This is a genomic window from Tamaricihabitans halophyticus (assembly GCF_004340875.1).
Taxonomy (GTDB): Bacteria; Actinomycetota; Actinomycetes; order Mycobacteriales; family Pseudonocardiaceae; genus Tamaricihabitans; species Tamaricihabitans halophyticus.
This window is the reverse complement of the sequence record NZ_SLXQ01000008.1, coordinates 1-11,148: the sequence shown is the minus strand read 5'-3', so window position 1 is coordinate 11,148 and position 11,148 is coordinate 1. Positions and strand designations below refer to the sequence as shown.

The 11,148-nt window shown below is 66.2% G+C and carries 11 protein-coding genes; 7 read left to right on the top strand and 4 right to left on the bottom strand.

What is annotated here, in order from left to right; translation table 11 throughout:
* The first annotated feature begins 15 nt into the window (after window positions 1–15).
* The 6 genes from EV191_RS17920 (at window position 16) to EV191_RS17895 (ending at window position 6,328) form a co-directional block, all read left to right on the top strand.
* Window positions 16–969 (top strand): LLM class F420-dependent oxidoreductase, encoded by a 954-nt coding sequence (locus EV191_RS17920; protein ID WP_132878252.1) that lies wholly within the window; start codon window positions 16–18, stop codon window positions 967–969.
* A gap of 80 nt (window positions 970–1,049) precedes the next feature.
* Entirely contained in the window at window positions 1,050–2,558 is a 1,509-nt protein-coding gene (gene tcuA, locus EV191_RS17915; protein WP_132878251.1) for an FAD-dependent tricarballylate dehydrogenase TcuA, read from the top strand.
* Window positions 2,559–2,727: 169 nt separating this feature from the next.
* Complete coding sequence (locus EV191_RS17910) at window positions 2,728–3,636, top strand: ABC transporter ATP-binding protein (protein WP_132878250.1); 909 nt, start codon at window positions 2,728–2,730, stop codon at window positions 3,634–3,636.
* A gap of 10 nt (window positions 3,637–3,646) precedes the next feature.
* Entirely contained in the window at window positions 3,647–4,387 is a 741-nt protein-coding gene (locus tag EV191_RS17905) for an ABC transporter permease (protein ID WP_132878249.1), read from the top strand.
* 61 nt (window positions 4,388–4,448) lie between these two features.
* A complete protein-coding gene (locus tag EV191_RS17900) occupies window positions 4,449–5,699 on the top strand; it encodes a sensor histidine kinase (RefSeq protein WP_132878248.1) in 1,251 nt (416 codons plus the stop codon).
* Window positions 5,696–6,328, top strand: coding sequence for a response regulator (locus EV191_RS17895; protein ID WP_132878247.1), 633 nt, complete (start codon window positions 5,696–5,698; stop codon window positions 6,326–6,328). Before EV191_RS17900 ends, EV191_RS17895 begins: the two co-directional genes overlap by 4 nt.
* 27 nt (window positions 6,329–6,355) lie before the next feature.
* On the opposite strand, the gene EV191_RS17890 is transcribed toward EV191_RS17895, so the two are convergent.
* Window positions 6,356–6,760, bottom strand: coding sequence for a helix-turn-helix transcriptional regulator (locus tag EV191_RS17890; protein WP_132878246.1), 405 nt, complete (start codon window positions 6,758–6,760; stop codon window positions 6,356–6,358).
* Between the two features lie 108 nt (window positions 6,761–6,868).
* Between EV191_RS17890 and EV191_RS17885 the strand changes: the two genes are divergently transcribed.
* The gene (locus EV191_RS17885) at window positions 6,869–8,470 is read left to right on the top strand and encodes a PucR family transcriptional regulator (protein WP_165912996.1); all 1,602 of its coding nucleotides are present in this window, start codon (window positions 6,869–6,871) and stop codon (window positions 8,468–8,470) included.
* Here the strand turns inward: EV191_RS17885 and EV191_RS17880 are convergent.
* The 3 genes from EV191_RS17880 to EV191_RS17870 form a co-directional block, all read right to left on the bottom strand.
* A complete protein-coding gene (locus EV191_RS17880; protein WP_243659038.1) occupies window positions 8,467–9,738 on the bottom strand; it encodes an MFS transporter in 1,272 nt (423 codons plus the stop codon). The genes EV191_RS17885 and EV191_RS17880 overlap by 4 nt on opposite strands.
* A gap of 228 nt (window positions 9,739–9,966) precedes the next feature.
* Window positions 9,967–10,530, bottom strand: a complete 564-nt coding sequence (locus tag EV191_RS17875; protein WP_132878244.1) for a hypothetical protein — start codon at window positions 10,528–10,530, stop codon at window positions 9,967–9,969.
* A 26-nt stretch (window positions 10,531–10,556) separates the two neighbouring features.
* Window positions 10,557–11,054, bottom strand: a complete 498-nt coding sequence (locus EV191_RS17870) for an AfsR/SARP family transcriptional regulator (RefSeq protein ID WP_165912995.1) — start codon at window positions 11,052–11,054, stop codon at window positions 10,557–10,559.
* Window positions 11,055–11,148 lie beyond the last annotated feature (94 nt).

Sequence of the window (11,148 nt, the reverse complement as noted above, 5' to 3'; positions counted from 1 at the left end):
AGGAAGGAAACGGTCATGCGGCTCGGCTTCGGCCTACCGGTATGCGGCTCATGGGCGACCCCGGATATCCAAACACGGGTAGCCCGCACGGCAGAGCAGCTCGGCTACCATTCACTGTGGACGATCCAGCGTCTGCTCTACGCGCACGATCCGCAGGATGAGTACTACGGGAACCCTGGAGCACACTGGCCGGAGCAGTTCCGCAGCGTGGCCGACCCGACGGTCAGTTTGGCCTACGTTGCGGGCGCCACCGAACGAATCCGATTGGGCTGTGCGGTATACAACGCACCGTTCACCAACCCGGTGCTGTTCGCCAAACAACTCGCCACGCTCGATGTGGTCTCGCGGGGTCGGATCAGCATTGGCCTCGGGCTCGGCTGGTCACGCGACGAGTATCTGGCCACCGGTGCCTCCTGGCAGAGCCGCGGCAAACGGTTCGACGAGTTCCTCGAATGTGTGACCGCGGCATGGAGTCAGGATGAGTTCGAGCATCGGGGAACCTACTTCGACGTGCCCCGCTCGTCGATGGCACCACGCCCGGTACAGCACCCGCACCCTCCCCTGTTGATCGGTGGCCACTCCGCGGCGGCGCTGCGCCGGACAGTCCAGTTCGGACAGGGATACATCACCGGAAATCTTGCATTGTCGGGTATCGCTCCGCTATTGGACAAGCTCGCCGGGTTGGCCGAGAGCGCCGGCAGGGACCCTGCCGAGATCCAGCTCATCGGTAGGGGCAGCACCAAACTGACCCCCGCGTTCGGCCCCGACGGCGAGCGCCAGCTGCTGACTGGATCGCCACGGCAGATCGTCGAAGATGTACGCGCCTACGCCGAGGCCGGCTACGACGAGCTGTTCCTTGATCTGAACATGGACGAGCGGTTCGCCACCGTGGACGCCGATCCGCAACGCTGTCTCGACGTAGCGCTCGAATTGCTGGAGCTGGCCGCGCCGGCGACCACGACCAGCTGAGCATTCCACGGCCATTCACGCCCAGAAGCCAATAGCGCTTTCGGATCACCCGAGAGCGCAGTTGAGGAGAAACAGAGAATATGGCCAACGACCAGACCGACCGCGTCGTTGATGTACTGATCGTCGGCGCGGGCAACGCCGCCTTCTGCGCGGCACACGCGGCACGAGACCGTGGCGCGAGTGTACTCATGGTCGAAAAAACCCCGGCAGCGGAAACTGGTGGGAACTCGTTCTATACCGCGGGGGCGTTCCGGGTCACCCACGATGGCGTGCACGGTCTTCGCCCCTACCTGAACGAGACCACCGTGGCTCGACTGGACACCACGGAACTGAGCGCCTATCCAGCTGAGACGTTCATCGCGGATATGCGGCGACTCACCGAGGGCCACAATGACGATGCGATGACCGACCGGCTGGTGTCGGACAGTGCCGATCTGGTGGCGTGGCTCGCCGAGCACGGCATCACATGGCGGCTGATGTACGAACGCCAGTCATACCAACGAGATGGTCGCGATGTGTTCTTCGGCGGCCTCGCGGTCGGCACGGTGGATGGCGGCAAAGGCCTGATTGCCCAGCACACCGCACACGCGCTCGGCTCGGGCGTGGAGATCAGATACGGTACGGCGGTTACCGGGCTACTGCGGGACGATACTGGCAGGGTCACCGGCGTACTGTGCACGGACGCCGAGGGCAACCGGCACCAGATTCGCGCCGGCACGGTGGTACTCGCCGCCGGTGGCTTCGAGGCCGATCCACAGCGCCGTAAAGATCACCTCGGCGAAGGGTGGGAGCGGGCGCTGGTGCGCGGCAGCCCGGCCAACACCGGCGAGGTGCTGGACGCGGCACTGGCGGTGGGCGCGGACCGGTTCGGTGACTGGGCTTCCTGCCACAGCGTGCAATGGGACGCCAACGCCTCGCCAAGTGGCGGCAACCGGGAACTGACCAACCAGCTGACCAGGCAGAGCTATCCGATCGGCATCGTGGTCAACAACCGGGGAAACCGGTTCATCGACGAAGGCGCGGACTACCGCAACTACACCTACGCCAAATACGGTCGGGAAATCCTGCGCCAGCCAGAAGGAATCGCTTTCCAACTGTTCGACGCGACAACTCGCCCGCTGCTGCGCACCGAGGAGTACGACAGCTCGCCGATCACCATGGCCGAAGCCGACACGCTGGAGGACTTGGCCGCGAAACTCGGGATCGATCCGGACGGTCTGGTTCGGACGGTCCGGGAGTTCAACGGCTCGATCGAGGATCGCCCGTTCGAGCCGGCGGTCAAGGACAATCGAGTGGCCAAGGTCGATCCGCCGAAGTCGAACTGGGCGATGGCGCTGGCCACGCCACCGTTCTACGGCTACGCCGTCAGCTGTGGGATCACCTTCACCTTCGGTGGTCTACGCGTCGCCGTGGACAACGCGCAGGTGCTGGACACCGAGGGAGAGCGCATCCCTGGCCTGTACGCGGCAGGTGAGCTGGTCGGCGGGTTGTTCTCCGGTAACTACCCTGGCGGCACCGGCCTGACCGCAGGGGCCGTATTCGGCCGGGCCGCCGGTGCAGCCGCGGCGGCCGAATCAGCCGCCAACTGACTGAGCGACGCGTTCGGGAACCGATTGCCCGCACCTGCCCTGCGATGTCGCGGAGCTCGACAGGAGGCGGCCCTCCACCGATCGGTTGATGGCCGCCTCCTCCGGTCGTCCACGAGCCATGCCTGATTAACCAGTCCCGTGGTGCTCGCCCACCCGGCAGGCTGCGGTTATGGCGATTATTGAGGTAGCCGGATTGGTCAAGCATTACGGCGACCACACCGTACTGAACGGGGTCAGCTTTACCGTTGACCAGGGCGAGATCTTCGGCATTCTGGGGCCGAACGGTGCAGGGAAAACCACGACCGTCGAATGCATCGAGGGACTACGCGTCCCGGACGCCGGCAGCGTTCGGGTCTGCGATATCGATCCGCGACGGGACGACGATGAACTGCGCCAGCTACTGGGCGCACAGCTGCAGACTAGCGCCCTACCGGACAAGCTCACGGTCCGCGAGGCCCTGGAGCTGTACAGCTCCTTCTACCGCGATCCGGCCGACTGGCGGGAACTGATCGAGGTTCTGCGCCTCACGGACAAGGCAGACGCCCAGTTCCGCCGGCTATCCGGTGGGCAGCAGCAGCGCCTGTCGATCGCGCTCGCCTTGCTCGGCGCGCCGCGCGTCGCGGTGCTCGACGAACTCACCACGGGTCTCGATCCGCAAGCCAGGCGCGATACCTGGGATCTCATCGAGCGCATCCGGGATCGCGGCGTCACGATCCTGATGGTCACGCATTTCATGGCTGAGGCCGAACGTCTCTGCGACCGCCTCGCCGTCATCGATTCCGGCAGGGTCGTCGCACTGGACACCCCCGCTGGGCTGGTCGCACGGGTCGATGGGGAACAACGAATCCGCTTTCGGCCATCGGCACCGCTCGACCCCGCCGCCCTCACGGTGGCCCCCGAGGTCACCACCGCGATGTCGGCCGGAGAACAGCTCGTGGTCACCGGCGTGGGCAACCTGTTGCTCGCGGTGACCACAGTGCTCAGCCAGCATCACGTCGTCGCTGAGGACCTGCGTGTCGAGCAAACCTCGCTGGACGACGCGTTCGTCGCGCTCACCGGCCGTTCCATCGAATCCTGAGGAGACCACAATGTCCGCCCTGTACCGACTGGCCGCGGTCGAGACGAAGCTGTTCTTCCGTGAGCCGATGAGCGTGTTCTTCACGCTCGGGATACCCCCGCTCCTGCTTGTGATCCTCGGTGTCATCCCGTCCTTTCGGGAACCTGTAGCCAACCTCGCGGACTCGCGGGTCATCGATGTGTACACGCCCATCATCGTCGCGTTGAGCATCGCATTGTTCGCGTTCACCGGTCTGCCACAGCAGTTCGCCACCTACCGCGAGAAGGGTGTCCTGCGGCGGATGCGAATCACGCCGGTTAAACCCCGCATTCTGCTTGGTGCGCAACTGTTGATGTGTGCCCTGCTGTCCACGGTCACGATGTTGGCGGTACTCGCCATCGCCCGCGTCGCCTTCGACGTCGCCCTGCCGGAACAGCTGCCCGGATTCCTCGGCGCGTACCTGCTTTCCGCGTTGGCGATGCTCGCGATTGGACTGCTCGTGGCCGCGTGGGCGCCGAGCGGCAAGGGCGCCGGAGCCATCGGGACCGTCCTGCTGTTCCCGAGTATGTTCTTCGCTGGCCTGTGGATACCGCGCGCGTCGATGAACGACGTGCTCCGGACGATCAGCGATCTCACCCCACTCGGCGCCGCCGTGCAGTCGTTGCAGGACACCACCACGGGCCAGCTGCCACAATTGCTGCATCTGACGGTACTGCTGGCGTGGACGGTGCTCGCTGCCGGACTGGCCGCGCGGTACTTCCGGTGGGAATGAGTGGCGTAGGAAGACCTCGCTGGGAGATCGCGGCGTGGGCGGGTGGCGACGGGAGCCAGAGATGAGCGTCGAGCAGGAGGAAGGGCAGGAGTACTGGTGGGGCACCATCCTCCTGCCCTATCCCCTACTGGCCATCAGCACGGTCTTCGCCGTGCTACAGCGGGATATCGCGGTGCCCGTACCGGCCATGCTCACGCTCGCCCTGGCAGCGGCAGGCTGGCTGATCCTTTTCGACACGAACCGGCGCTGGCGCGAGCGCGGCATCGGGCAGACGCTGTACTACACGGGACTGATCGGACTACTCGCCGGCCTGGTGGCACTCGCGCCCTGGTACGGCATCTTCGGTTTCATTGGCTATACGCATGCCTACGAATACCTCAGGAACCAGTGGCGATATCTCGGGTCGACCGTCACGTCCATGATCATGGCGGTGTCCTATCTCGGCGGGCTGTCGAGGATCGGCGGCGGCGACTGGTGGCAGTGGGGGCTGGTTGCGCTCGTCTCGACAATACTGAGCGGTGCGTGCTTCTCGATCATGGACATGACCGATCGACGTAACCGGGAGCAGCACCGTACGCTCGCCGAGCTACACGAGGCCAACCAGCGACTCGAAGCCGCACTCACGGAAAACGCGGGCTTGCACGCAAAGCTGATCGCCCAGGCCCGCACGGCGGGCGTACTGGACGAACGACAGCGAATGGCCCACGAGATCCACGACACCCTTGCCCAGGGACTGGCCGGTATCGTCACCCAGCTGCAGGCGGCCGAGCAGGCACACGATGAGCCGAGGACGGCCCACCGGCATACGTCCAACGCGATGAATCTGGCCAGGGAAAGCCTTGTCGAGGCTCGTCGAACGGTCCGCGCGATGGGCCCGGAACCGCTCGCCGAGTCCCGACTACCTGACGCGATCGGCGACGTGGTCCGGCGGTGGGCGGAGGTGAACCATATCGATGCCACGCTGAGTACCACGGGAGATCCTCGGCCGATGCACGCGGATGTCGAGGTGACACTGCTGCGCACGGCGCAGGAAGCACTCGCCAACGTCGCCAAGCACGCGAACGCCAACCGCGTTGGGCTGACGCTGTCGTACCTCACGGATCGGGTGTTGTTGGACGTGCGCGACGACGGGGTTGGTTTCGATCCCGATGCCAAGCGAGCCAACGACTCGCTATATGGCGGGTTCGGGCTTATCGGTATGCGCAAGCGCGTGCGCCGGCTCGCGGGTCAGCTCGATATCGAAGCAGAACCGGGTGGTGGCACCGCGATCTCTGCTTCAGTGCCAGCGATTCCGGTCGGAGGTGGACAGTGATCTCACTACTGATCGTGGACGATCACCCGGTGGTGCGGGACGGGTTACGCGGGATGTTCAGCGCCGACCAGCGGTTCGACGTGCTCGGCGAGGCGGCTGACGGCGCGGAAGCCGTTGCCGTGGCGCAACGTCTCGAGCCGGACGTGATCCTGATGGACCTGCGGATGCCGCGCACCGATGGCGTCACGGCGATCACGGAGCTGGCCGACCGTGGCGTCCCGGCCAGAGTGCTCGTGTTGACGACGTACGATTCGGACAGTGACGTGCTCGCCGCGATTCAGGCGGGGGCAACCGGTTACGTGCTGAAGGACGCGCCGAGGGACGAACTCTTCCGGGCAGTCGAGGCAGCCGCCCGCGGCGAAGCGGTGCTCGCGCCGACCGTCGCGACCAGACTCATGGGACAGGTGCGCCAGCCAGCGGCCGAACCGCTGTCGCAACGCGAACTCGAAGTGCTGGAGTTGATCGCTGGCGGTATGACGAACCGCGAGGCGGCACGACAGCTGTTCATCAGTGAGTCGACGGTGAAAACGTACTTGCTGCAGGTGTACGCGAAGCTCGGGGTCAACGACCGGGCAGCAGCCGTAGCCACCGCGTTCGCCGAGGGTTACCTACCCGCGCGGGATCGGTGAGCGCGATCCGCCCCGCGATACGACGTGTCAGGAGCCGTCTGGCCCGATCGCGGTGAGCAGTTTGTCCATGGCCGAGCGCGCGGCGGCCGAGATGTACGGGCCGACGGCCACCACGGCGGAGATCAGCGCTCCGGCCTCGGCGGGCGTGAGGGCGACGGGCGGCAGCCGGGTCGGCGCGGCGAAGGTGTATCCCCCACCGGGACCCCGCCGCACGCTGATCGGAAGCCCGGCGTCGACCAGGCGGGCCACGTCACGCTCAACCGTTCGGGAGGTGACGCCAAGTTGCCTGGCCAGTTCCGCGGCCGTGGTAGTCCGTGGTGCGCGGGCACGAAGGTGCTCGATGAGCGCGTGTTGCCGCTCGACCAGTGGTAACACGGCATCCAGTCGCCGACCGGTCGAATGGCGCTCACCCGACCCTGCCCCTTCCGACACACGCACTCCTGGTGTTCTGAATCACATGCTTCAGCGACGATAGTCGACACGATGTGCCGGTTTCCCACCCCTATGGTCAAGGCACACACCGGAGGTGAAGGGAGCCCCGTGCCGCAGCTCGCCGCGATCGTGCAGAACCTCGGCAGCACGCTGCTCCAGGTCGTCGTGGGCACGGCTGAGCGACCAGTCGACAATCTCCACATCCACGATCCCACGGCGACCATCGATATCCCGCCAGCCGGAATCGTCCTCGGGATCGGCATTGCCGACGCCCACGCGGCGAGCGCCGCGCTCGCCGAACTTGGTTCGGCCGGGGCGACCGCACTGCTGCTCAAGGCACCTGTCGCGACGGACCCAACCGTGCGATCCGCGGCCGAGTCCGCGGACGTGACCGTGGTCGAAGTGGGGCGTGGGGTCGCTTGGGAACAACTCCTGTCCCTGCTGCAACGGTTGCTGGACACGGCGGATCTCCGGGCTGGACACGACGGCGCACCTGGCGATCTGTTCCAGCTCGCGAACGAGATCGGCGCGCTGGTGAACGCGCCGATCACAATCGAGGACCCGGCCTCTCGCGTACTCGCGTTCTCCAGCGGCCAGGAAGACACCGACGAGGGCAGGGTGCGCACCGTCCTCGGCCGGCAGGTGCCCGAGCGCTACCAGGGGCGGCTGGCCGAATTCGGGGTCTTCGGCCAGCTGGCGGCCAGTAGCGACCCGGTTTTCGTACCTGCGGTCTTCCCTGATCACTGGCCACGGGCGGTAATCGCGGTGCGCGCCGGTACCACGACGCTGGGCTATGTCTGGGCCGTCGTGCGGGAATCGCCACCCGAGGAATGGCTCCGCGCCTTTCGCGCCTGCGCCGATATCGTCGCACTGCGCCTACTCCACGAACGCGTCGCGACCACGACCGGTTCCCGGCTGCACGCGGAACAGCTCACCGCCCTGCTCACCAGGGACGGTGACGTAGCGGAAACCGCGCGACAGCTAGGGATTGCCGAATCGCCGGTGTGCGTCATCGCCATCGAACTGAGCTCGACGATCGGTGCGGCGGATCGCATGGCCGAACTCAGCCGGGTTTCCGATGCGCTCGGCCTGCACCTGCGGCTCGTACACCAGGCCACGGCGGTGACGCTGCTCGACGACGTTGTCTACGCCTTGCTCTCGGTCGCCGATGAGCGGGTCGCGCTCCGCGCCGTCGATGAGTTCGTGCAGCGTTCCGGTTCACAAACACCGTTACGCGCCGGGGTCGGCCGCGTCGTCGAGGATCCCGCGAAGATCGCGGTATCGCGCGCGGACGCGGACGACGTGCTGCGCATCATCGCTGGCGGCAACCGGGCCACCGCCTCCTTTCGGTCGGTGCGCACCGACCTGATGCTGCTCCGGCTCGCCGAGAGCACTGGTGGTCCGGAGTTGCCCGACGACGGCGTCGTAGCCCTACTGCTCCGCCACGACGCCGAACACGGCAGCCAACTGGTTTCGACCCTCGATGCCTATCTGACCTGCTTCGGGGATATCGGCAAGGCCGCCGCGAGCCTGCACGTGCACTCGAATACCTTCCGCTACCGGTTGGCCAGGCTGAGCGATATCGCGGATACGGACCTGAGTGATCCCGATGTCCGCCTCGCCATCATGATCGATCTCCGGGTGTACCGGCTGCGGTTGACTATGCCCGCACCGATCGGCCCGGCACAGCGGCCATTCAACGACAGCTAGACCGACTTGCCCAGTTGGCCGTGTTGGACACGGGTAGTCAGCGAGATCAGTGCCGCGGTCAAGGTAGTCGCGGCCAGGAACCCGAATGCCGAGCCAAACCCGAAGCGATCCGCGAGCCAGCCCATCACCAGTGGCGCGACCACACCGGCGAACTGCCCGCCGGTATTGACCAAGCCCATCGCCGAACCAACAAGATCGCGCGGAAGCACCCGCATTGGCAGGCCAACGATGCCGATGATGGCCAGCCCGGCGCTGAACATCGCGAGGCTTTGCAAGACGGTGAACGTCGTGGTCGCCTCGGCGAGCAGCATCGGGATGAGCAACACGGCCGCGATCGTCACCGCGGGGACGACGAGTAGCTGCGGCTTCTGGTCGAACCAGCGACTCATCAGCCACCCTCCGATGACCACGGCGACCGCGGTGATCAACTGTGGGATCGCCGCGGATACCCCTGCCGCGACCATGGACATGCCTTTCGCGTCGACGAGATACGAGGGCACCCAGGTCATCATCCCGTACGAGAGCATGTTGAAGCAGGCGAACATCAGCGTGCAGCGCACCACCAGCCCGTTTCGCAGCACATGGCTGAGTGGAACGGTCGAGGTATCGGCCGTCTGCTGCTCCTCAGGCTCAGCTACCTCCCTGGGCAGTGGCGCGGGGAGGAGCTTCCACAGCGCGAAGCCGATGATCAGGCCACCGACCGCGACGATCCAGAAGGTATGCCGCCAGCCGGCGGCCACTACCAGGGGCGAGACGATGAGCGGCCCCAACCCGGCACCCGCGAAGTTCGAGGCGAGCAACATTCCCGTCGCCCTGCTGCGTGCCGTGCGCCGAGTGCGCTCAGCGATCGCTTTGAACGAAGCGGGCGGAAACAGCGCCTGCGCGATACCGAACAGCACCCGCAGCACGAGGAGCACCACCAGGCCCGGCGCGAGACCCGTGGCCGCGGTAAACACCGACCAAGCGACCAACGAGATCAGCAGAAGCGGGCGCGCGCCGACTCGATCGGCCAGTAGGCCACTCGGCAGCTGGCTGACCAGGTAGGCGATCGCGAAGGCCGACACGATCAGGCCCTGCTCGGTACGGTTGAGCCCGAACTCAGCGCCGATCAACGGCAACGCGACGGCGATCATCACCCGGTCGATGTAATCGATGATGTAGACACCGGCGAGTAGCGCGATGGTCCGGAACTCGGTTGCGCGTACCGAAAGTCTTCCTTGTTCCGATGGGGTACCTCGAGCTTCATCGGAACTGCTAGTCAGTCGCACCGGGCGCTCCTTCCGCGATCGGCCAATGACGAATTGTCTCGTCAGTCAAACGCACCCAAGTTCGTGCGATCGTCCGAGTGGCCACAGCCGAGTTCGGTGAATCGCACAAGACGACCACCTCGCTCGCCGCGGAAAGGCGTCGCGGAACATTTCCGCTGGTAGTCCCCGAGCCGGCGGTTACGTTGAGAGATAGTTGGGTCGACGGGCCATAACCTTCGACGCCATGGATCACGTATCAGCTAACCGAGCTGAAGCGCTGACGCACCGAAGGTGCGGGTGAAGGCGCAATGTCGCCCCATTGGTCACGTGCTCGAGCCAGGATTCAGCCCGTGCTCCGGCCAGCATGGGAGTGGGCGCTACGCCGGCCACGTTTGGCGGGGGCGGCAACAAGATGTCTCGGCCCTGCACGGCCGTGGCTATCTGGTCGATCGGATCGGCTTCCTCGCCCCTGCTCGCGAGCCCAAGCACGTTGGAGACCAACTGGGTTATCGCCGCCTGGCCAGGTCCCGCGCCTGCCCCGTTGCCGAGCACCGTGAGATCGACAAACCACACCGAGGCAACCTCGCCGGGCTCAAGAAGCCGGTCCGCGACAGCGGTCGCCAATCGCGTCTTGCCCACTCCGCCGATCCCAAGGACCGTCAGCAGCCGGTTGTCGGCAAGAAGGCCCAGCGTCTCGTCGATCTCATCGGCACGCCCGACCAGTGATGAGCCGTGCCTCGGCAGATTTCCTTGTGCCGATTTCGGCTGCCCCGATTTCGCCGCGCCAGCAGCCGAGCGCGCGGCTGGGGCCAACGCGGGATCCTGACGAAGGATCCGGTTTACAGCCGCTGGGTTTCCTCGCCAGGGTCGACGCCAAGCTCCTCGGCAAGCTGCGTGCGGAGCCGTTCATAGAGCCGCAGCGCTTCGGGCATACGCCGCGCCGCGTATGCCGCGTGCATCGCGACGGCAACCAGCGATTCGCGCATCGGGTACTCCGGCAGGAACGGCGCTACGATCGCCAACGCGGGCGGGGCGTCACCAGCGTCCAGCCGAGCGGCGGCCTCCATTTCCACCGCCTGCAGCCGAACTTCGACGAGCGCGCTGACTTCCGCGATCGCCCACGGTTCGTCACCAAACTCGCCATACGGCTGGCCGCGCCAGAGCGCGCGCGTCGGGGCGAGCTCGGCGGCGCGGTCTCCGGGTTCGTCGATCGACCGGGCGGCGGCCAACCGCTCCCGCAGTTCGGTAGCGTCGAGCCGCACTACCTCCGCGTCCAGTCGGTACCCCGCCGCGTCCCGGACCAGTACCGCGCGTCCACCGGGCGCGGCTCGCGCCACCCCCGTTACCTTGTTCGTGGCTCTTGGTCCAGGAGCTGCGGTCGCCGGGCTTGGCATGACTGAGTCCCCCAGTCGAATCCATGATCCGGGGGGT

Coding starts and splice junctions, on each gene's coding strand:
- EV191_RS17920 (WP_132878252.1), top strand. CDS start 16: ATGCGGCTCGGCTTCGGCCTACCGGTATGCGGCTCATGGGCGACCCCG.
- tcuA (WP_132878251.1), top strand. CDS start 1,050: ATGGCCAACGACCAGACCGACCGCGTCGTTGATGTACTGATCGTCGGC.
- EV191_RS17910 (WP_132878250.1), top strand. CDS start 2,728: ATGGCGATTATTGAGGTAGCCGGATTGGTCAAGCATTACGGCGACCAC.
- EV191_RS17905 (WP_132878249.1), top strand. CDS start 3,647: ATGTCCGCCCTGTACCGACTGGCCGCGGTCGAGACGAAGCTGTTCTTC.
- EV191_RS17900 (WP_132878248.1), top strand. CDS start 4,449: ATGAGCGTCGAGCAGGAGGAAGGGCAGGAGTACTGGTGGGGCACCATC.